The sequence below is a fragment of the Frankia sp. AiPa1 genome, assembly GCF_023243075.1.
Classification (GTDB): Bacteria; Actinomycetota; Actinomycetes; order Frankiales; family Frankiaceae; genus Frankia.
On record NZ_JALKFZ020000130.1, the window covers coordinates 1 to 21,705 of the forward strand.

The window sequence follows — 21,705 nt, forward strand, 5'->3', positions numbered from 1 at the left end:
TGGCAGTTCACCACCGACGACGCCCGCACCAAACTCCGCCACCTATACCCCACACATTAGCAGCGACAGTCTACTAGAGATCCGCACACTCCTTGTATGTAGCTAGGGAAGCAACCGGCGCCAACAATGTCAGGATCATCCAAGCCGTACGACCTTCGTGCCGCGATCGCCGACTCCGTCGCCGAGCACGTGAAGGCTTACGACGTCGCAGAGTTCTGCGAGGGTCTCGGCCTCGCTCCTGTGGTGGAGGGCGAGGACCCTTTCCGCAGCAAGCGGATCTACGTCCAAAGCAAGCTCATGGGCAAGCCAATGGCGGAGCTGCGGCGGATCGCCGGCCGCCTCCTGGAGGAGTGGGACGACCCGTCCCTGCAGACGATGGTCGATGGCCTTGCTGCACGCGGCGTCCGCGGCGAGGTTCGCAATCTCATCTTCGCCTCAACAGGACCCAAACCCAAGATCGTGCTCCGAGACGCCATCGACAACGTGGTCGAAGTCGTCGAGAACGGGCAGTTCTGCCTTTACTACGATCGACCCGTCAGCGAAGGCGGGCTCATGTGGTCGGAGCTCGTGGACTGGTGGTCAGCGGCCTTGAAGACGGCTAACACCGACGTTGCCGCCCGGCATCTGTGGACCCGTCTTCACACATCCCTCGACAGCGATCCCGAGAAGACGCTGTTTCGCAGCTACACGAAGCGGTACCAGGCCGGCTTCGACCAGCCCGCCCTGATCCCGCAGGTGTATCTGCACTACGACCCGTACAGCAGCACAGGTGGCCGACGCTCGGCGCTCGTGCGGCAGCGGATGGACTTCTTGCTGCTGCTGCCAGGTCGGCGACGGGTGGTCATCGAGATCGACGGCAAGCACCACTATGCCCGCCCTGACGGGACGGCCGATCCCGCAGCGTACGCGGCCATGATGGCCGAGGACCGGCGTCTGCGACTGCGGGGATACGAGGTGCACCGGTTCGGTGGCTGGGAGTTCGTCGACAACACTGCTGCCCACCTAACGCTGGATGCGTTCTTCGACGAGCTGCTCGACGACCCAACGTAGTCGTCACACAACGTCAACCGGCAGTCAGCCCGCGGAACGCTCTTTTGCTCTTCACCAAGGAATGCTGCAGCAAGCACGCTCCGGAGCACGGCGTGCGCTAACGTGACAGATCCATACCGTAGGATCGCTTCCGGTGGCTGATCGCGGCGGGCGACGGCCTCATTTTCCCAGTCCAGAGGGTTGGGTGAGCCGGCAGTGGCCCGTGTCAGTCAACGTGCTGAGCAGCGGCAGCTTCGTGGTCGGATGCGCGAGTTCGGTATGAGCCATGACGAGATCGCCGGCGAGTTCGGACGGCGGTTTCGCTTCCGGCCCCGGGCCGCGTTCCGGCACGCGTTCGGGTGGACGCTCCAGGAGGCTGCCGACGCGATCAATGCTCAGGCGGCGAGCCTCGGGCTCGATCCGGACGGCCGGGCGAGCATGACAGGGCCGCGGCTGTCGGAGCTTGAGTCCTGGCCGGCCTCGGGCGCGCGGCGACCCACCCCGCAGATCCTCGCTCTGCTCGCGCACGTGTATGGCACGGGCATCCATCATCTTCTCGACCTTGAAGACCGCGAGCACCTGGCACCCGCGGACCTTCTTCTCCTCGACAGCTGCGTGCGCGAGGTCAGCGCGGCGCGCGGCCGGCCGCCGGCCATGTCAGCCGGCGCCGTTCGTGGTCGCGACACTCCTCGATGGCCCGGGGCCGCGGGCGGGCTGCCGCAGCCTGCGCTTCTGCCGGTAGTCGTGGACAATGAGCCAATATCCAGGCCTCCTGCCCTGCGTTCGCGGACGCCGGTGCCTGTCGGGGTCGAGGGAGAGGGGTCACCGACGAAGCGTCGCGAGGTTCTCGCCGCGGCGGGCGCGTCTGCCGTCGCGGCCCTGCTCGCCCAGTCGGCGGTGGAGTCGGCGATGTTCGGGCAGCGCTGGGAGGAGTCCGATCTCGGCTCGACGACGCTGGAGCACCTTGATCTGGAGGTGCAGCGGTTCGGCCTGTCCTACTTGCATACGCCGCCCGAGCAGCTGTTCATGCAGGTGCGGGAGTGCCGGCAGCGGGTCTCCGCGATGGTGGCGGGACGCCAGACGCTGAGCCAGCGGCAGCGCCTGTGCGTCGTCGGTGGATGGCTGTCGGGGCTGATGGGACATCTGGCGCTCGATCTCGGTGACAGCGCCGTGGCTCACGCGCACTGCCTGACGGCGTGGCAGCTCGCCATGGAGTCCGGCGACGCTCGGCTGGGCGGGTGGGTCCGAGGAACCCAGGCGATGATCGCCTTCTACACCGGCGACGCAGCGGACGCGTTGCGTTACGCCCTGGCTGGCCTGGACGTCGCCCCGCGGAACTCCTTCCTCCAGACTCGGCTTCTCGCGCAGCAGGGACGAGCCCATGCGCGCCTGGGCGATGCCGACGGTGTCAGCGTCGCGTTCGCCCGTGCGGAGGACTCCTTCGAGTCGGTGACGGAGAAGGCGTCGCACAGCATCTTCTCCTTCGACTACCCCTACCTGCCGTTCTACGCCGGCACGGCCTACACAGCGCTCTCCAGGCCCGAGAAGGCGCGGACCTTCGCCCAGCAGGCGGTGACGTTGTGCGACGCGGCGGCGGCGAACTGGCCGGTCGCGCGGGCCCTGGCCCGGGTCGACCTCGCGCTCGCCGCGGTGCGGCAGAAGGAACCGGACAGGGCGTGCGCCGTGACCGTCGAGGCGCTGGAGATCTGCGCGACCGAGCGCCCGGTGGATCTGATCGTTCGCCGCACCGGTGAGGTCGTGCGGGAGCTGCGTCCCTACCAGGAGCTGTCGGCCGTCCGCGACCTATACGAGCGCCAGACGAACCTGTCCCGCACGGTCCGAGGCATGCAGCGGACCCCTTCCAACCCCGGCGCCGGTTCAGCGGCACATGATCGACAGGCGGACATCCTCTAGTGGATCTTCATCTGAACGGTAAGATCGCGCTCGTCACCGGTGGTTCCCGCGGCATCGGCCGGGCGATCGCGTCCCGCCTTGCGGCCGAGGGCTGCCGGGTCGGGATCTGCGGACGCGACTCCGATGCCCTGGCCCAGGCCACAGCGAGCCTCGACCTGGCCGACTCGGACGTGTTCAGCCTGACGGCCGACGTGACCAGGCCTGGCGACGTCGAGCGGTTCGTCGAGGAGGCGGCCGATCGCTTCGGAGGCGTCGACCTGTTGGTCGCGAACGTCGGTGGCACCGTCGGAGGGGACCTTCTCGACTCCACCCCCGAGGACTGGGCGCAGACGTTCGACCTCAACGCCGGCCACGCCGTCCGAGCCATCCGCACGGCCGTCCCGCACATGACGAAGCACGGCGGCGGATCGGTCGTCATCGTCTCGTCGATCTCGGCCTCGAAGCCGTCGCCCCGGGCGCAGTACGGGGCGGCCAAGGTCGCGGAGATCTACCTGGCCTCAGCCTTCGCCCGGGAGCTGGGGCCGTTCAACGTGCGGGTCAACGCGGTGAGCCCAGGGTCCATCCTCTTCCCCGGGGGCGGCTGGGAGAACTACGCCCGCCAGCATCCGGAGGACTTCGAGACCTTCGTGCAGCGGGACTTCCCCGCGCACCGGCTGGGCACCGCCGAGGAAGTCGCGGACGTGGTGGCCTTCCTGCTGTCCGACCGGGCCAGCTGGGTGAACGGAGCCGACATCGCCGTCGATGGCGCTCAAGGCCGGCCGAGCGCCCGCGGGTACTGACCGAGATCACCGTCACTGAGGGTGTATCGACGCAACGATCGCAGCTTCGGCGGTGCGGGCGGAGCTGAGAACGGACTCCAGCAGCGGTTCAGGCAGGGTTCCCGCTCTCAGGCCGGAGACGTTGAGAAGGTCGGCGAGCGCCTCGTCCTGCGCGGCGGTCAGTTCGATCACCTGGGTGGGGCGAAGTCGGAGCACGTCCCGTGCCGCGTATCCGTCCTTGGTTTCGATCACCTCGTTAACGGCCTGGGCGAGGACGCGGGCGGCAGTGTCCGGGTCGGTGGCGGCGGCGAGAGCGGCCACGGCCATGCCGAGGTGGACGCGGAAGACCGCGTAGCCAGGAGTCGGGCGTTGTCCCAGGAAGTGCCCGATCATGGTGGTGACGCTGCGTACTGTGGGTGCGCCCTCGGCGCAGATCACTTCCAGGCAGGAGGCGACCTGGAGCTCCCACGGGTACGTCGGCGTGCCCTCCGCCAAGGTCGTGCGGGCCTTGGCTGACATCCCGTTCAAGCAGTGAGCGAGGATCTTCGCCTGGCGTCCCTCCAGGAGATGCAGTCCGATCCCTCGGTGCGTTCCCGCATGGGTGACCGCGTCGTCCCAGCGGCCGGCGAGTGCCAGGGCGCGGACGCCGTCCCCGACGAGGTGCAGCCACACCCATTCGCGCAGCTTGTGGCGCTCGTCGCGGGTGCCGGTGAGGTCGGCCAGCGGGAGGACCTGGCCGTCGATGATCAGGTCAGTGTTCGACGAGACGGCCTGGAACATCGAGGTGAGAAGCCCGAGCGCCTGCTCCCCGTCGCTGGCGCGGATCTGGAGCCGGGCGAGGTTGAGGGCCGGTTCGAGCATGTATCTGGCCTGGTGGATGGTGAGCGGGCGCGGGGCGGCGCGGTAGATGTTGATGTGCTGCCAGCACAGATCACGAGCGAGGGGCGTCAGGCCACAGTCGCTGGCGAGCAGCGCCGCCTTGTTCAGAGCATGCGCCCCTTCGGCCAGTCCGTCCGCGCCGTCCCGGGCCGCTGCTTGGGCGATCTCTGCGATCTCCGCAACTCGATCAGGCAGAGGCGGACAGGCAAGGCGGGGACGGCCGATCAAGGGGAAGAAGCAGGCTACGGCCAATGCTGCGGGATTCATGATCCGTTAGTCCCCGGGCAGGAGGGCTGTGGCAGCCGCGCGGGCGAGAACGGCCTGACTGGTGGCGGAGAGGCCGAACCGGTTCCAGTGGAAGATCAGCACATGGGTGAGGATCGCCCGAAGCCCGCGGCCGAGCTGTGTCTGTGCGACGGCGTCGCCGAGTTGACGGCCGGCGGTGTGGAAGGCGGTGAGCCAGGGGGCGGCATGCGCGACCGGCCCGCCGGAGGCGAACAGGTCGCTGCTGGGCAGGTCGGGGATGGACAGAAGCAGCCGCACGTTCGCGGTGAGCTGAGCGATCTTCGGGTGGTCGGCGGCCGGTGAGACGGGACGTAGCCCGGCGACCCGGGCGAAGACGTCGCCGCGTTCGAAGGTGTCGAGCCCGGCTGCCTGCAGCAGGCCGTTGATCAGAAGGATCGAGAGCTCGCGGCGGCCGAGGCCCGGGGTGTCGTGGCGCAGGTAGTCGAGGACGCCGCGGCTGTCGGCGCAGAACAGTTCATGGACGGCGTTCATCCCGGTTGGGCCGCCGAAGGCGAAGGTTTCCGGTTCGTAGACCGTCGACCACCAGCGAGTGAGGGCTCCGGTGGCGGTCAGTTCGTCAAGCACCTGGTCGACGGCCGTGGTGTCCGCGCGGTGCAGGCGGAGCCGCCAGCAGGGGTGCTTGCGCAGGAACCACCAGTCGCCGACCGCGCCGCCGGTCTGGAGCCGATCCAGGCGTGGACCGAGCTGTGTGGCGGCGGTGGCTTCGGCGGTGGACCAGACGGGGAACTGGACCCGTACCTGGTAGCAGTTCTGGTCGGCGCGCTGTTCGAGCGCCGCGAGTCCAGCCGCCTGGTAGACCCGTACCGCGTCGTCCAGGTCGGAGGGATTGAGCGCGTTGCTGGTGGCGGTGGTGTGCAGGTCGGCGCCGGCGAGCACCGCGAGGACGCCGGCAGCGAGGTCTTGGGGGGCGGTGACGCTCAGGCTATGAGCAGGCATGTGTCCCATCCCGTGCGTGGCGGTCCGACGTGTCGGGTGGATTCCAGCGCCAGGGCAATGCCCGCGGCGCCGGTCAGCAGCCCGCTGTCCTGCTCGCTGGAGGTGGAGGAGGCGGTGGACTGCGCGAGCCGGGTGGCGATCGCGGGAAGTCGGCGGCCGATGGCGGAGCTTCGTGCGTCGCGGGCGGCTCGGTAGGCGGTTTGGTAGATCCCTGCCAGGCCGTGGCACAGGCCTAGATCGCTGATCCGGTCGAGCTGGGTGTCGGTCAGGGCGGCGGCGAGGGTGGCCTCGGCGTCCTGTGCCCGTCGCTGATCGTGGGTGGCCAGGGCGGCGAGCTGCTGGGCGCGGGCGATGCCGATCGTGCCGTAGCACCAGGAGACGCGGCCGGGACTGGTCTGGGTGGGGCGGCCGGTACGCAGGTCCTCGCGGGTGATCCACTGTGGCCACCATGGGCTGTCCGCACCGTTCTGGCGCCACTGGTCGAACCAGCCGGTCAGGGTGGCGATCGCTTCGTCCTGGCCGTCGACCAGGCATCCTCTGGCAGTGGCGAGAGCGAGGAGGGCAAGCAGGCCGGCCGCGCCGTGTGCCATGCCGAGGTTCGCGTGCCCGCCCGGGGTCGGCAGAGTGTCGTCCGGGTCATGTGCGACCCACCAGCCCGGCAGGTCGACACCGTTCTCACGGCGCGGCCGGGTCAGGCTGACCGTGTACCGCAGGACGTCGGCGAGGATTTCGCTGTCGGGGTGGCTGCGGAGCAGGAGGGCACCGATGCCAGTCAGGCCGTAGAAGAGGTCGTATTCGGCGAAGGTGGTGGGGTCGCCGCGTTCGGCTCTGCGGGCGGTGAGGGTCAGCCGGCGGCGGGTCAGGCGCAGCACGTGGGTGTCCAGCGTGTCGCGGGCGCTGCGGTAGCGGGGATTGCCGTCGGCGGCGGCCTGCAGGAGGAAGGCCAGGGCAGGCGCCCCGTAGTACAGGCCGGTGTGTTCGGCGGCATCGATCGGCCCGGCGACGGCCCGCCGGAGGTGGGCCTGCGCGGTGTTCCAGCTACCCGAGCCGGTCCGGGCCCGCTCGATGTTCAGCAGCGCCGTTCCGGCTGGGCCCCGGGCCAGGGACTGCCTGATCGCGTCGTCGGCGGAGAACGTCTCCACCGCGGCGGCAGCGGCGGGGATCACCGGGCACCGGCCAGGGCCAGGTGGCGCAGCGCGGCGGCGCGGGCGAGGCGCCCGGTCTCCTTCTCCAGGGTTGGATCGACACCGACCGCGCGCACATGGTGCTCGTGCAGGAGGGTCCGCAGCACTGTCCGTGGATCACGCTGCCGCGCGAGTGCCTGGTAGTACAGAGCCAGTGCGGTGGTTCGGGCGTTCCAGGCTCCCACGACCGCCTCACCGCCGGCGAGCGCGCGAACCGCCTGGTGGTCACCGCCGGGATCGGCCAGGTCGAGAGTGCGGTCCCGCAGGGTGCGATCCAGGGCGCCGTGCTCCTGCCGAAGGCATCTGACGAGGGCCTGGTGCCCGGCCAGCGGGTCGGGGGCGAAGGAGGCGGCCAGGTCCACCATCGATGCTGCGGCCAGGGCTTGGGCGGAGATCCCGGACGTCTGGGCTGCCGTGATCTGGGCGATGGCGCAGAGGGTGTCGGCGGCGAACACCGACTCGGCGGCGGCCAGCGCGTCACCGTCGCCGTAGCGGGCGAGGTGCAGCGGAGAGGTGGCCAGGGTGAGCTGGTTGGGAAGGCCACGGCCCTCCAGGTCGGCCGCGAAGGCGGCCACGGCGGCGGAGACCGGCCCATAGTGGTCTGGGCTGTGCAGGCGCAGGAACACCGCAAGGTACTGATCACTCTCAGGAAGGATCATGTCGCGGTGTCGCCGGACCCACCACAGCCCGACAAGCCCTTCCAGGCTGGCGACCAGCCTCGGCAGGTGGCCGGTGAGGATGTCGTCGAACCGGGCTGGGTTTCCGACGAGCTGCACCTGCAGCAGCGCCGAGTTACCCGGGCGAAGGACCGCTCCCGGCGCTGCGGTCATGGGCAGTGGCCGTGCCGGTGGACTGATCGCGGTCAACGGGATCAGCAGCTCGGCCGGCCGGCCTATCCAGCCCTGCGCGTCGGGCGGACCGTCTTCCTGTACCTCGATGCGGCCGGCCCGCTCCAGGTGGGTCAGCAGCAGCGCCCGGTCCAGGTGGCGATCCAGGTCGAGGGGTAGACGAAGCTCGCCGTGGCAGAGCACGACCCGTGCGGGCACGCGCCACCGCTGCCGCCAGGCGCGCAGTGCTTCCTGTCTTTCGTCGCCGGACTGGCCCCGGGTCAGATCGGTGGAGGTGAGCATCCAGCGGGCGACGGCCAGCACCATGCGGCCGTAGCGGATGCGCGGCACGTAGGGCAGGACACGGGCCGCGCCGAGGTCGAACCCGCCGAACACGGCGCTGCGGGCGTCGGCGACCTCGGCGAGGAAGCGGGCCAGCGGTGGGCTCTGCACGCTGGTGTCCAGCGCGTGCGGAATTCGGGGGATCACCCGCCGGCCGGTGGAGCGCTGCACCAGGTATATCTGTGCGGCGTCGGCGGTGACCGCCAGATCGTCAAGTCCGATCAGCCTGACCTCGGGGCGGCCGGGGTCGGGATGCTCCGAGAGGGAGACGACGTCCGGCAGCAGCGGTTCGACGCGCACCACGTTCTCGTTGTGCGGGCGGCGCGGCGGGAAGGACAGCTGTGCCGCCAGCGGCTGGTCCCGCTCCCCCGTCTCCGCCCTGGCTGTGTATGTCGCGGCCAGCCGGTCGCGGTCGGCCGGATCGAGCAGGTGGGCGAACCGTCCGGCCATGCTGGTGCAGGTCCGCGGGGCGGCGGTGACCCGCAGACGGAAGTCCCCGCGGTCGAGCGCGCGGGCCGAGACCGCCCACACCTCAACGCCGAGCTCGACCCGCTGCGGCGGCACGATGTCCTGGTGCTCCCCGACAGCCAGTGCCTCGACGTCCGCGTCGGTCAGCGCGATCTCCTCGGCCCCGTCCACGGCGGCCTGCTGGATCAGGGTCAGGAGCGCGGTGTCGCGGTCGGTCAGCATCCGCCAGGCAGGCCTCGCTCGCGGTGCACCGAGGTACCCGCCGGGATAACCCAGCCCCGACTCGGCGACCAGCTCCCGCACCGGCACCAGAGCACCGGGGCCGTAGCGGGCCCGGAACCGGGCGTGATAGTCCAACCAGGCTACCGAGCCGAACGGCTGGCGAGACAGCCGCAGCAGCACGCTGGCCGCAAGCGCCGCCGCGTCCAGCACCCGCTCCGGCACGGCGATCCTCGCGTCGAGGCGCGTGTCGACCGCCAGCGCCTGACCGGCGCCCGGTGCAAGCGAGGTCATCCGCGTGGCGACCGTCCGGCGCGTCTGTGCCGCCTGCTGCGGATCAGTGGTGCGGTTGTGACCGGCCAGCAGGGCGCGGAGGCTGTCGAGTTCCCGCAGCAGGTCGCTCACGTCGGCCAGGTCCTCCAGGCCAGCTGCGCGTAGCGCGTCGGCCAAATGGGTGAGGGCATCGACGGCTGTCATCGGTGGTCGCAGGCTCGTGACCAAGAGGCCGCCGTCGACCAGACCGTGCACCAGCGCGCGGATCTTGTCTGGGGAGGCGGTGGGGAACCTGGTTGCCGTCCGTGCGACGAGCGTGTCCAGCTGGATCGGGTTGTCGGCCTCCGCCAAGGCGAAGCGGACCGGCCGTGTCAGCCGTACCGACGACTCCCGCAGCGGCCCCGGGCTCGCAGCACCTGCCTCGGCCCGCCGGTGCACGATGACCCGACCGTCGCGCACGATCCGCGCGCTGTCGGCCACCACCGTCAGCCGCCCGCGTAGCTCCGGTTGCCCTTCGAGCTGATCGACAAGCGTCGTGGCCCACTCGGCGTCCGCGCGTGCCACGGCTTGATGTGCGCGTCCCACCTCGGCGGTAGCCGGCCCGACGGTCGCGGTGCTGATGCCGGCGAACATCCCGAACGGCGTCGCGCGCCGCTGCCACCGCAGCAGGTAGGACGCCACGGCGGTGAGGGCCCGCCGGACCTCCGTCCCGGACCGCTGCCCGGCGCCGTCGTCAAGAATCTGCTCGACCCGGGTACAGAGATTGGTACTCGCCAGCAGCAGCGCCTCCCGCACCTCCGGGTGCGCCCAGGTCTTGGCCAGCCATGCCCGGCCTTCCTGCTCGACCGCGGCGGAGTCGGACAGATCGAGATCAGTAGGCAGTTCGAGGCCGCCCGGGTCCGTCGAAGCGCGGACCTGGAGGAAGCCGGTGTGCTGGTAGCGCGGGGGCACAGCCATGGCGATCCCCTCTCCTCGCCGGTGCGGCATCCGCCGCCGGCACCCGGATCGGGCAGGTGCCGGCGGCGGACGGCTGGATCAGGACGGGTCGTTGGAGGAGGTGCTGCACGCGCTGGTGCTGCAGCTCTGGCCGCAGCCGTCACTCGTGTCGCACATCATGATCGCGATGCGGGTGGTGGACTCCACCACCCGCATGTCCAGTTCCAGTTCCGCGTCGTCGAGCGCGAAGTCCACGGACTCCGCCTGTTCGGCCATCAGCACCGGCGACATCGAGATCACTCCTTGTTCTGGTGGGGGATTTCTCGGGTGGGTGGTGCGTCCTGGACCGGCCGGGTCAGCCCGCGACCGGCCAGGAGATCGTGACCAGGCCGTGGGTCTTCGCCAGCACGGCCGTGCCCTCGCCGGCCGGCGGACGGTCGGTGCCCGTCGGCCAGTAGGCGAAGGTCGGGGCCGGTCCGCCCCGTGCCTGGCGGTCCCAGGCCTGGATCTGCTCGACGAGCGCGGTGGCGGCGGCCTCGCCGTGCGGGCCGTACGCTCGTCCGCCGAACTCGACCCCGGCGCCGTCCAGCGCCGGGCGCACCGCCAGATACACGAGCGAGTCACCCTGCACGGCCCCGAAGGGGAACCAGCTCTTGCGGTCGGCAGCCAGGTCGGTTCCCTCGTCCGCTGCCAGCCGGCAGAAGCCCGGCAGGAAGCAGGCGAACCACAGATGCAGGTCGGCGAACGACACTCCGTGCCGGATCGTGACCCCGGACCACACCTCGGTCCGCGGTGTCGCGAGGACACCGTCCAGAAGATCCAGATCCTGGGGCGGGTCGACGTCGAACCGCAGCCGGACGTGACGGCCGTGCCCGTCAGGCAGGAGGAAGACCCGCTCGTCGTGGGCGCCGGCGCCCTGCATGGGGACGAACCCGCACACCTCCACCGAGGTGCTCACCAGATGATCGCCATCGCGACGGAACCCGATCGACCGGGTGATCCCGTTCATCCGCAGCGGGACGACGATCCGGCCGCCCTCGCCCAGCTGCGCGAGCCACGCCGGCGCGAGGTCCCACGCACCGGCCGTCACCAGGATCGCGTCGACCCGGTCGCCGAGCTCATCCACGCCGTCCTCGGCGTCCGCGCAGATGACCGTGACCCGGTCCGCGTACCCGGTCGTCTCCAGAAGCTCGCGGGCCCGGTCGGTCACCTCGGGATCGATGTCCACGCTGATCACCCGGCCCGAAGGGCCGACGACCTCGGCCAGGAGCGCCGCGTTGTAGCCACTGGACCCGATCTCGATCACGCTCATCCCGGGGCCGAGCCCGGCCTGTTCGATCATCCGAGCCTGGATGAACGGAGCACTGATCGACGAGATGATCACGTTGTCCGCGGCCCGCTTGACCGCCACCGAGTCGTCGGCGTTGTAGGCAACCTCCAAGGAGGTGCCCGCGGGAACGAACAGGTGCCGCGGCACGGCACGAAACGCCCGCTCCACCTCCAGGGATGTGATCATGCCGGTCACGCAGAGCTTGTCCACCAGCGCGTTACGGACCTCAGCCGCCCGGTCCGGGGCGCTGGACGTGCCAATCATCTGAGTCAACAAAGATCCTTCCGGGCCGTCTCGCCCCCAGCTCCGCGGCGCCACAGGCGGAAGATCGCCTGGGCTCCGGTGGGGTGCGTTGTAACGATGACCCATGCCGAGGCGCGACTCATTCCCCGGGCGGGGAAGATTTGCCCTCGGCTACCCGTGGGCACCTGAGCTGCGGAAACGATGATCGATGCCCTCTCCGATTCGGCGCATCGGCCCCGGATGCGGGTCGGAAAGTTCGCCAGCCGGGCCGTCTAACCACGCGGGCCGACAGATCTTGGCCGGGTGACATTCAGGGTCGCTGCGGAAGCGCCGAGGCGAGGTCAGGGATGCCGGAGGTGAGGAGGCGGTGCAGGGCGGCGCCAGGGTGGCGGGGCAGCGGGTGCATGGGGACGGCGAAGTACTCGGGTTCGTCGAAGACGGGCTCGCCGCTGGGACGGCGGGCGAACTCGACCCAGCCGTAGTCGATGCCGTCGCCGTCGTCGTAGCTCATCCAGCTGATCGTCTCGGTCTCGCCGGGCTGGCGAGGTGCGGTGAACAAGGGCCGGGCCTGGATGGTGTCGCCGTCGTCGTACCAGACGTGCGGGACGGCGAAGACCCATCGATGGACGTGGATGGTCTGCGCCTGGGCCGCCGCGCGGACCTCGAACACGAGGCTGGTCGCCCAGCTGGCCAGGTAGTCGTAGTCGCTGAGGATCAAGGTCCGGTCGCCGTACAACCCCACGATGGCCGGATAGTCGCCCGCGCGGACCGCGCGCTGCACACGGGCGGTGATGTCCTCGACCAGGGCCCCGGTTTTGCTGTTCATAGCCCATCCCTTCCTTCCATGATCGTTGACCTGTCCGGCGGATGCCATCGCAGAGCCGATGACGTCCCTCTGCTTCTGATGCGCCGTAGCGTCGGCCCCGACCGTCCGAAGCACGCAGGTTTCCTCTGTCGCGTGCCGCAGATCGGCCTCTCGTCCTCGTCTTGATAGGGCGGTCGTAGCGGGCGAGCCATGTGCCTGTTCCCACAGCTCATCCCTGGCCTCGTGGCTGCGTGGCAGGCTGACCGTCGGTCTGGTGGCGAGTCGTAGGGCGATTCGCGGGACCTGTATGGGCCTTGGCTGTGGCTGTAGGGGACCTGCCGTCTACGCTGGGCGATCCCCACCCCTTTCGGACGAAGGCCCATTTCCTGTGCGCTATCTCGACACCGCCGTCGGCGGTCCCGCCCACACTGTCGAGCAATGGCTGGTCGCCGAGCTCAAGGGGGCGCGAGTTTTCGCCGCGCAGACCGGCTACCTGACCGAGCACGGTCTGAGGTTGATCCAGCCGCACCTGGCGGCGATCCTCAACGAGGGTGGAGAGGTCCATCTGGTCACCGGCGCCCGGGAGGACCAGGTCTCCCCCGACGACCTGGCCGCGGTCACTGCCCTGTTCGAGCCGCACGGCCGCCGGGCGACGCTGCTGCTCGTCGACGGGGACGAGGAACAGCCGCTCATGCACGCCAAGAGCTACTACATCCGCCGGGCGGACGGCTCAGAGACAGCACTGGCCGGATCGGCGAACCTGACCTACTCCGGCCTGCGGGCCAACCATGAGTCCGCGATCGTCCTGGACACCCGGGTCACGCCGGACGCCCCGTGCAAGGAGATCTTGGTCGCGATCCGGGCGTGGGCCGACTTCGACCGGCCTGCCCAGCGAGTCACTGAGGCGACCTTCGACCAGGTCGCCCTCGACGCTTTGTCTGTCGCCCGGCCGAAGGTCCGGCTGACCGGCAGGCCGAAGCTGCCGCCATCCTGGGCGCTCGGCGAGCTGCTCAACCCTGCTCTGGAGGAGATCGAGGCCACCCAGATCCAGGGCCACGACGGCGTACTCACCGGCGTCCCGACCGGGTTCACCGACCTCGACGAGCTGACCAACGGACTGCATCCCGGACAGCTCGTCATCATCGGAGGCCGGCCGGGTCTCGGGAAGTCGGTGCTGTGTCTCGACTTCGCCCGCGCGGCGGCGGTCAAGAACGGGATGGCGACGGCCCTGTTCAGCCTGGAGATGCCTCGCGTCGACTTGACGTTCCGGCTGCTGGCCGCCGAGGCTCGGGTCTCGTTGCAGAACATTCGCACCGGCCGGCTGACCGACGACGACTGGGGGCGGCTCGCGCGGACGATGGGGGAAGTCGCCGAGGCCCCGCTGTTCATCAACGACTTCCCGCACCTGACGATGCGGGACCTGCGCGCCGCGGCGCTACGCATGCGCGAGCGGAACGACCTGCGTCTGCTCGCTGTCGACTACCTGCAGCTGATGACTTCGACGAGCCGGCGGGAGACCCGCGTTCAGGAGATCAGCGAAATCAGCCGCGGCCTTAAGACGCTCGCGATGGAGCTTGAGATCCCGGTCGTCGTCGTGAGCCAGCTCAACCGCGCCTCTGACCTGCGCGCGGACAAGAGGCCGACGCTGGCCGACCTGCGCGACTCCGGTCAGATCGAGCAGGACGGGGACCTCGTGATCCTGCTGTACCGCGAGGACATGGTCGAGAAGGAGTCAGTGCGCGCCGGCGAGGCTGACTTCATCCTCGCCAAGCACCGCAACGGCCCTACCAGCACGGTGACCGTAGCGTTCCAGGGGCACTACAGCCGGTTCGTCGACATAGCCAGCTGACTGCACCGCAGCTGGCCCCTGGAGATCGGCAACGCCGCGCTCCTCGACGCACTCTTGTTGCGACGCCGTGAGCCCCCGATGCGGATAAGTTCTCGACTCTCTCATGCCGAACAGCCAGCTCGGTCCCTAGCCAACCTGCCATCGACCGCGACGAAGCCATGCACCTCCGCGCCTGACCGCACTCCAGCCCAGGACTATCGGCGCTGCCCGCCACATCCGTCCCCAGTGCCTCTGGCCGTCGATCACCGCGACCTCGCCCGGCCCACCAGCAAGAACACCGCCGCGTTTCCCGCCACCCTCGCGATGGCCCTCGTCCGTACGGGCAGGTTCCTGACCTGGCGCCGCGTCGCGTCGCGTCGCGACCATGCTCGATCTTTCGGCCAGCGCGGTCTCTACCGCACGGGCGGTCTGGGCCCGCATCGACAACGCCGGTCAGATCATGAACACGCTGCTCGCGCTCGACCTGCTTCTCGACACGCCCCCCATCGACTACGGGCGCTAACGCCGGATCTTCCGCGACATCGACCTCCCGGACGAGCGGCGGTTCGACGCGGCCTACAGACGGGCCGGCCGGCTCCCAGCCCAGCACAACGGCGTCGGCACGCGACCATATGCCTCCGGGAACTGCTCACCGGCGGCGACATCCGTCTCTACCTCGGAGCCCTCGCCCCACGATGACCACCGGCAGCGCGCCGCCTACGCCGGGTTCGTTACAGATACGGCGGATGTCCTTGCCGAGCACCTTCACCGTGAAGCGGAGCGACTCCTTCGGCTTCACCGCGTCGACGAGCCGGTGACATGGCAACTTCCGCCCCTCCTGTCCCGCTGAAGGCTCGACGGCAGGCGTCGGGACGGGGACCGCAGCCACCTTGACCAGGGCGGGTCACAGGACGACCGCGCCCGCAGGCGACGTCGTCGGGCAGCCCGTGTCACCCCCAGTGCTACGGTTTATCCAGCGACATCAGCACATCGCTGAACATCTCACCGCTGGCCGAGGGCCAGCGGGCGGCAACGCCGGTGGTTACGTCCGCTGGTACGTCTCGGAGATGGCCAGCGCGGCAGATGCCGCCTCGGACACACCGGGCGTAGCCCGGGCGGACCGAGGGGGAGAGCGGAGCAGTATCGGGACCGATCTCCCCGGACGACGAACCTCGTCCGGGTTACGCCCGGACGTCCGGACTGAGATCGGAGAGAACCAATGACTGCTACCCATACTGCGCCCCCTGCTACAGATTCAGCGGCCGAGACCGTGTTGCCCCGGCCCGTTGAGCAGCTCCCCGCGCCGGCACTCGCGGCGGCGACCCGGAAGCTCGCTGACAGGCTGACTGATCTGTTCAACCTGGACGAGGAGGCGGCGCAGGCGTTCGCGCTGGCCGTGGTCGATCCATCGACCGTTCGCCGGGTGGTGGAGACTCCCGAGCGGCTTCCGGTCCCTGGAGGGACCATCCTCGCTATCCGGGCAGAGGTGTGGGCACGCTGCATCATCCCGGACCCCCGGAATCCTCGGATCGGTCCGGCTCGTCGCCATCCGGCCTCCAGCCTTGTGGGTCGCGACGAGAGCACCCGCCTCCGCCCGTTGCCCGAGCCGACTGCCGCACCCGAGGACCGTCCTGAGCTTCTCCAGCGTGTTCAGAACCAGGAGCATCTGGCCTGGGCCGCGAAGCAGGCCCACGACTACGTGATCGAGAACAACGACTGGCGCGCCTCCATTCGCCAGCAGGGTGTCATGACCGAGGTTTGGCTTGCGGCCACGACGTTCGTGCACGCGGACGGCACCCCCAGCGTCACGGTCCCCGTCACCGCCGAGGGTTCCAGCCGAATCACCTGCGTTCACAATCTTCTAGAACTCAGGTCTGCGGATGTCCCGTACGGTCGCGACGATCGCAAACTGCGCAGCACCATCCGCAGGCTGAACGAGGAGGTCGCCAAGGCCGGGCCCCTAGACGAGGTGGATCCCGACGTTGCCGTCAGGGTGCGTTGCGAGAAGGTGCCCGCGCTGCTACTGGTCGGCTTCGAGTCGCACCGCGGGGCCGCTGCCGACTTCGGCGTTGCCGTGAAGTCGCTCGTCGCATTGCGGCACGTCGACTACCCCAAGCCGTGGGGCGAGGCCACCGAGAACGAAGCCCTCGCCGACGCCGTGATCGACGAGCTGGAACGCCGTGGTCTGATCACGTCCGGCAGGGCGGAGTGGCTCTCAGGAGCGCTCACTCCGGACGAAGCTGAGGCTGCCGGATTCAACCGCGACCCGGCGATCAGGGCCGCGACCATCGCCCGACTCTTCACGGACCGTGACCAGCGGGTCCACGCTGCCATCCGGGTCGCGATCACCAGCCAGAGCACCCGCAAGCGCATCACCACCAAGCTCCTGCTGGACGTGGCGACGTCTCTGATTCTGCGTTCTCTGTCCGAGGAGGACGCCCGCAAGCGGGAACGGACCCGGAAATACCTCAAGGAGGCGCTCAGCGGCGAGTTGGCAAGGGAGTGGGACGCCACGTTGCGCAGCGCCGAGGAGTTGGCCGCCGCGGCCTACACCGAGGCCGCGGCGCAAGTCCCAGGCCCGGCCACGCGGGAACTCGCAGCCCGCAGCGCCTACCCGCTCGTGGTCACAGGCGCGCTCACGGCGGACCGGGGGACCCGCAACAGCGACCAGCCAGACCGGCGGAACCCTGGCGAGGTGATCGACCGCATGCGCACCACCATCCACGGCGTCTATCAGCTGCGGCAGGCGTTGGTGGATGGCGCGAACGGCCGCCGGATCCGGCTCGTCAACGAGACCGGAGAGGTGACTCGCAATGACGCCGGGAGGGAGGTCGTCGCCACGGACGCGCTGCTCCGGAACACCTTCCCCCGCGCCGGAGAGGGGCCCACACACGTACCGGCGCCTACGACCCCCGCCGAGATCCTGGGGAACACCCTCAACGTGCTCGGCGGCGCGATCCGGGCGGTCGAGGACGCGGTCAAGAAGGTCGAGGCCGTGCAGTCCGAGGACGGGACGCCCGCCATCGAGTCGCTCGGCGCGGACAAGGGTGACTGCGAGATCTGGCGCGGCATCCTGCTCGACACGCTCGAAAAGCTGCCCCTCTGGAAGCAGCGCGGACTTCAACGGCACGGCCCGGGCGATGACCCAGACGACATCGAGGACGATCTAGATGATCAGGATGATCTCGACGACGACCTCGACGAGGGTGATCTCGATGCGGAAGGCGGCGTGACCTCCGCAAATAGCGTGTGACCCACCGGCTCCCGGGGCTGAAGCCCCGGGAGCCGGTCTCCGACCGCACTGTCGGGGATACGCGACACGGGCCGACCGCGACACTCACCTCCCACTCTGGTGGAGGTCGGCAACGCTGGTGCCGGAGCCAACGCTCACGCACCAGTACGCCTCGGAGCCAGCCTTCGCCCCGCTGCCGCTTGCGCCACACCGGGTCTCGGCCCGGAAGGCAACAAGCGGGTGCGCCGGGATCTGCCCAGCTCACCCGGACAGCCGCGCCCACAGCGGCCGGCACATCCACAAGAGCTGGAGCGGACGATGCGCAACCCGTATTTCTTCAAGGGTCGGGAGCGAGAGCTTCGCGGCCTGATCGACCACCGCATCAACGACAACCTCAACCAGGCGGCATGCGCCGGGGCCGACCCAGTCGTCTACCACCCCGATGAGGGAGGGCCAGACGAACTGTCCCTCCTGCGCTGTGCCGGTTGCGCCGCCCGCCTCGCTTGCCTCGCGCTGGCCCTGCAGGCAGAAGACCCTGAGGCGCGCGAAGGATGGTACGGCGGACTCGGACCCGCCGACCGGGACGACATCGCCCCGGTGCTACAAATCGACGCCCCCCAGCAGCCGCCACCGGACCGAGCCGTCGAAGCCGCCCGACTCCGCGTCACCGGCTGGACGATCAACCAGATCGCAGCCGTGTTGGGCTGCAGCCGTCGGACGGTCCAGCGCTACCTCCGAGCGGCTGCTTAGCTCACCGTCGGGCATCCGAAACTCGCTCCTCTCCACGGACACCGAGACCCGAGCCGCGCGTCGGACCAGACGGGGCGTCGGTGCGGGGGAACATCGAAAACCATTGATGTGACGGCTGGCCGATGGTCGTTGAGATCGAGACCGTGCCAATGACCGCGCAGCAAAGGCAGAAAGCAGTCTGCCGTATCTGCAACGCTGATCGCACACCGGGAGCAGGCCGGCAGCCCCACAGCCACCTCAAACCGGACGAGCTGAACCCGCTTCGGACCCGGCCCGCGTAGCGGCTCTCTGCGGCGACTTTCGTAGCGTTCGCGCGGCGCTTGGGCCAGCGCGGCTTCCGCTGCACCCTGAGCAGCACTTCTCCGCAAGCTGGTCCAGTTGACGTTCCTCCGTCACCTCGCGAACGTGCTTGCCCTGCAGGGACTGCGGTCGCCGCGCACTCGCGCGGGCCGATGCTTAGCGGTCGCTACCGTGCAGGTGGGGACTTGAACGGGGGCTTACGCCGTTCAGTGTCGACGATGGTGTATTCGCGGTGCAAGTGGTGGCGCAGCAGCCACAGCAACCGCTCCCCGTCGTACAACTCGACACCCAGGCGCTCAGCCTCCTCGCGCGCTGCCGGCGTGAAACCGGATGTCGTGACGATGATCCCCTTAATGAACTCCCTATGAGCGACAGAACCGATGATCTCCCGGACCGCGGGAACGCCAATCTTGCGGTGCGGCGCATAGCACTTAGCCTGAATGGCTACCCTACCGCCGACGAACGGGGTCTTGTTCACCGCCACAAGGTCGATCCCGCCGTCACCCCGCTCCCGAGTGGACCGCACCTCGTCGAACTCCGGGATCGCCTTGAAGAGCCGGAGCACGAGCCGTTCGAACTCGTAGCCGTTCATACCGACGAGGTTCTGCGCCTGGTCGAGGTCGGCGGTTGCGTCCGTTTCCTCTGCGTAGGGGAGGTCGTCCCACGGGTAGTCGAGGATGGGCTGGACCGGCTGGTACTTCTCGGGGGTCTGGGAGACCTTCGCGTGCAGGTAGCCCAGACATTCCACCGGGTCGAACTGCCGGGCGTCGAGGACAAGGCCCTCGAACTCGTCGCGAGGCACCTGCACGCTTACCAGGCACCAGCGCACGTCCTGGCCCGTCGCGGTGTTGACCGTGTCCACGTAGCCGTCGCAGACTACCTCGTTGACCGTCCTCGACCGGTCGGCGATGAAGACGCTGCGCACCGTGCGCAGCGCCATCTGCGCGACGACCGCTTGGTAGAGCTTCTTGCGGTCCGTCGGGCTGAGCTTCTTGTGCTGGAGCTCCTTCTTGATGGGCTTGTACTCGGCGGAGGCGAACTCGGGGATCGCTGCCAACAGCGGCAGGTCGACACGTACCCGGAGCTGGCGTTCGGCAGGGTAGTAGGAAGCCTGGACGCCCGTGGGGAAGTCGCTGGGGTAGCGCTGCACGGCCAGCACCTCGCGGAAGTAGGCGGCGACCGCCGCCCGCTTTCCGGCGACGAAGTCGGCGGCAAGCTGGTCGACGGCGCGATGCTGGCGGGCGACCCGTTCCCGTTCGCGATCCGCGGCCCGCTCATGCGCCGCCTGCTCCCGCGCCAGTTCCTCCATGCGGAGCCGCTCGGCCTCATCGCGTTCGGCGACGGCCTGAGCATAGTCAGCCCGGCTCTTCGCAAGGTCGGCGTCGTATTCGCGGCGGCGACCCGGCAACAGCGCGCCCCAGCCAGTCAGTGGCTCTGGCAGGAAGGACTCCCACTGCGGCTCCGGCGCCGGGGTGGACAGCCGCGACGGCGGTCTGTACCCAGTCACCACCAGCGGCTCTTTAAAGCTGTCGAACGGCAGGTAGGGGTCCTCGCCGAGAACTCCCTTGAGCAGGGTCTTGAGCCCGACAAGGCGCGACTCCAGGGCGCGGGTAACCGCCGCTGCGCGTTCGTGCCCTTGCGCGATCTCGCGTTCGCGTTCCCGCTTCGCCTGATCCTTCACGTTCGCGGCAGCCACCGTGGCATTGTCCCGCGCGGCTACCGCCCGCGTCTGTCTTTCCTAACGGTTGTACGACCCCACCCACGATGCCCCAAATAGACCAAAAGTCCTGTTTGCCTACACTTATGGGAAGGGTCACGCAGAGCATTCCAGCGTCGGCGACACGATCGAGGGGCTGCCCTGCATGGGGCGACCGAAGCCACCAATCACTAAAAGTCACCACTGGAGTCGGCAGCCCGGCAGTCTCGGAATTGCACGAACCGGACACTTAACGCCTGCCGAACTGCACCTTTGTGTGGCCGCCGATCGCGCCGATTGATAAGTACAGCCACTGAGCAAGGCCAGCCACTAACTACAGAGTGCGACGGGCGACCAGGGACTCGAATCCTGAAATGACCTGTTCACCTGATCGGATCGGTCCGGGAGGGGTCGGCAGTCAGGCCGAACGTAGCTGGTGGTCGCCGTCGGTGGGGGGCATGGACTGTGGTGGGTAGAGCCGGTTGGGCGTTCGGGGAGGCCGATCTTGCCTTCGTGGCCCGTGGCGGCACAGTCCAGGGGCGGCCAGGCGACCAGCGCCGGCACGGGTCAGGGGGAGCCAGCGGACGAGGGTGACGTCCAGGTGCTGGTCGGGTTCGCGAGATCGGCGGCCGTGGTCGCGACGGGTACCCGTGCGGACTGGTCGAGGTGGCGCAGCGTATCGACCAAGGCCTCGCGGATCCGGGCTTCGCGGCGGGTCGTGGTGGTCCAGATCAGGATCGGTGTGGTGATCCGAGTCTCCGTGGCGAGCCGATGGTAGGCGTCGATCTTGAGGGCGAGACGCTGCAGCGGTTCGGTGCCGAAGTCCAGTTCGACGAACCACTCGATCTCGGCGCCGCCCTGCGCCCACCGGCCGTAGCCGTCCGGGCGGACGATGTCCCCGTACAGTCCCGCGCACCGTTCCTCTGACCACCAGGCCGCCAGCCGGCCGGTGGCGTCGTGCTGGCGGGCGTGGTGGATCAGACGGGTGAACAATCCGTTGACCGCGACCTGGTGGGCCAGACGCAGGGAGTGGGCAATGCCCATAGCCCGGTCATGCTGGTAACCGATCTCCTTCGGGTCCAAGCCGTCCTCATGCGCGAGGACAGCGGCACCGGCGACGTCGAGGACATAGTGCATGGGCGACAGGCCACTGACGGCCAGCGGCTGGAACCGGTCAAGGACCCGCCAGCGGTACAGCTCCAGCAGGCGGATGTTCGCCGACCGGCGGGTGACCCAGCCGGTCCGGGCAGCGGCTGACCATCGCTGAGGCCCAGACCCGCAGCGCGATCGCCGACACCCGCGAGCTACGCACCGCACTCGCCGCTCTAACACGTACGCCCTGACAGCCCATTTCGATCACCTGGGTCGTAGACATGCCGCGAACGGACAGGGGCTCATCGGTCCGCGCCGCGGGAGACTTCCTGTCCCCTTGCGGCTCCGCGCGGACGGG

The 21,705-nt window shown here is 69.3% G+C and carries 16 protein-coding genes; 7 read left to right on the plus strand and 9 right to left on the minus strand.

Annotated elements, in window-relative coordinates; all coding sequences use genetic code 11:
• Nucleotides 1-126 precede the first annotated feature (126 nt).
• The 3 genes from MXD95_RS13120 to MXD95_RS13130 all read left to right on the plus strand — a co-directional run bounded on the left by MXD95_RS13120 (nucleotide 127) and on the right by MXD95_RS13130 (nucleotide 3,722).
• Nucleotides 127-1,050, plus strand: a complete 924-nt coding sequence (locus MXD95_RS13120) for a putative endonuclease domain-containing protein (protein ID WP_250640881.1) — start codon at nucleotides 127-129, stop codon at nucleotides 1,048-1,050.
• Between the two features lie 243 nt (nucleotides 1,051-1,293).
• Nucleotides 1,294-2,943: a tetratricopeptide repeat protein gene (locus MXD95_RS13125; RefSeq protein ID WP_250640882.1), complete on the plus strand. Its 1,650-nt coding sequence runs from the start codon at nucleotides 1,294-1,296 to the stop codon at nucleotides 2,941-2,943.
• Complete coding sequence (locus tag MXD95_RS13130; protein WP_250640883.1) at nucleotides 2,943-3,722, plus strand: SDR family NAD(P)-dependent oxidoreductase; 780 nt, start codon at nucleotides 2,943-2,945, stop codon at nucleotides 3,720-3,722. The genes MXD95_RS13125 and MXD95_RS13130 overlap by 1 nt, the downstream gene beginning before the upstream one ends.
• 12 nt (nucleotides 3,723-3,734) lie before the next feature.
• On the opposite strand, the gene MXD95_RS13135 is transcribed toward MXD95_RS13130, so the two are convergent.
• The 7 genes from MXD95_RS13135 to MXD95_RS13165 all read right to left on the minus strand — a co-directional run bounded on the left by MXD95_RS13135 (nucleotide 3,735) and on the right by MXD95_RS13165 (nucleotide 12,470).
• Complete coding sequence (locus MXD95_RS13135) at nucleotides 3,735-4,847, minus strand: hypothetical protein (protein ID WP_250640884.1); 1,113 nt, start codon at nucleotides 4,845-4,847, stop codon at nucleotides 3,735-3,737.
• Between the two features lie 6 nt (nucleotides 4,848-4,853).
• The gene (locus MXD95_RS13140; protein WP_250640885.1) at nucleotides 4,854-5,822 is read right to left on the minus strand and encodes a thiopeptide-type bacteriocin biosynthesis protein; all 969 of its coding nucleotides are present in this window, start codon (nucleotides 5,820-5,822) and stop codon (nucleotides 4,854-4,856) included.
• The gene (locus MXD95_RS13145) at nucleotides 5,804-6,988 is read right to left on the minus strand and encodes a lanthionine synthetase C family protein (protein ID WP_250640886.1); all 1,185 of its coding nucleotides are present in this window, start codon (nucleotides 6,986-6,988) and stop codon (nucleotides 5,804-5,806) included. Before MXD95_RS13145 ends, MXD95_RS13140 begins: the two co-directional genes overlap by 19 nt.
• Nucleotides 6,985-10,092: a lantibiotic dehydratase gene (locus MXD95_RS13150; protein ID WP_250640887.1), complete on the minus strand. Its 3,108-nt coding sequence runs from the start codon at nucleotides 10,090-10,092 to the stop codon at nucleotides 6,985-6,987. Before MXD95_RS13150 ends, MXD95_RS13145 begins: the two co-directional genes overlap by 4 nt.
• Nucleotides 10,093-10,170: 78 nt before the next feature.
• Nucleotides 10,171-10,362: an FxLD family lanthipeptide gene (locus MXD95_RS13155; RefSeq protein ID WP_250640888.1), complete on the minus strand. Its 192-nt coding sequence runs from the start codon at nucleotides 10,360-10,362 to the stop codon at nucleotides 10,171-10,173.
• A gap of 64 nt (nucleotides 10,363-10,426) precedes the next feature.
• Nucleotides 10,427-11,665 carry a methyltransferase, FxLD system gene (gene fxlM, locus MXD95_RS13160; protein WP_250640903.1) on the minus strand — a complete coding sequence of 413 codons (1,239 nt, stop codon included), beginning with the start codon at nucleotides 11,663-11,665 and terminating at the stop codon, nucleotides 10,427-10,429.
• 289 nt (nucleotides 11,666-11,954) lie between these two features.
• Nucleotides 11,955-12,470 (minus strand): hypothetical protein, encoded by a 516-nt coding sequence (locus MXD95_RS13165; protein ID WP_250640889.1) that lies wholly within the window; start codon nucleotides 12,468-12,470, stop codon nucleotides 11,955-11,957.
• Nucleotides 12,471-12,837: 367 nt separating this feature from the next.
• Between MXD95_RS13165 and MXD95_RS13170 the strand changes: the two genes are divergently transcribed.
• The 4 genes from MXD95_RS13170 (at nucleotide 12,838) to MXD95_RS13185 (ending at nucleotide 18,259) form a co-directional block, all read left to right on the plus strand.
• Nucleotides 12,838-14,298, plus strand: coding sequence for a DnaB-like helicase C-terminal domain-containing protein (locus tag MXD95_RS13170; RefSeq protein ID WP_250640890.1), 1,461 nt, complete (start codon nucleotides 12,838-12,840; stop codon nucleotides 14,296-14,298).
• Between the two features lie 364 nt (nucleotides 14,299-14,662).
• On the plus strand, nucleotides 14,663-14,800 hold the full coding sequence (locus tag MXD95_RS13175) for a hypothetical protein (RefSeq protein WP_250640891.1): 138 nt from the start codon (nucleotides 14,663-14,665) through the stop codon (nucleotides 14,798-14,800).
• Between the two features lie 750 nt (nucleotides 14,801-15,550).
• The gene (locus tag MXD95_RS13180; RefSeq protein ID WP_250640892.1) at nucleotides 15,551-17,530 is read left to right on the plus strand and encodes a hypothetical protein; all 1,980 of its coding nucleotides are present in this window, start codon (nucleotides 15,551-15,553) and stop codon (nucleotides 17,528-17,530) included.
• A 297-nt stretch (nucleotides 17,531-17,827) separates the two neighbouring features.
• Nucleotides 17,828-18,259, plus strand: coding sequence for a helix-turn-helix domain-containing protein (locus MXD95_RS13185; RefSeq protein WP_250640893.1), 432 nt, complete (start codon nucleotides 17,828-17,830; stop codon nucleotides 18,257-18,259).
• 466 nt (nucleotides 18,260-18,725) lie between these two features.
• On the opposite strand, the gene MXD95_RS28930 is transcribed toward MXD95_RS13185, so the two are convergent.
• Entirely contained in the window at nucleotides 18,726-20,255 is a 1,530-nt protein-coding gene (locus MXD95_RS28930; protein WP_250640894.1) for a restriction endonuclease, read from the minus strand.
• A 567-nt stretch (nucleotides 20,256-20,822) separates the two neighbouring features.
• Nucleotides 20,823-21,587, minus strand: a complete 765-nt coding sequence (locus MXD95_RS13195; RefSeq protein ID WP_374122023.1) for a replication-relaxation family protein — start codon at nucleotides 21,585-21,587, stop codon at nucleotides 20,823-20,825.
• Nucleotides 21,588-21,705: the final 118 nt, after the last annotated feature.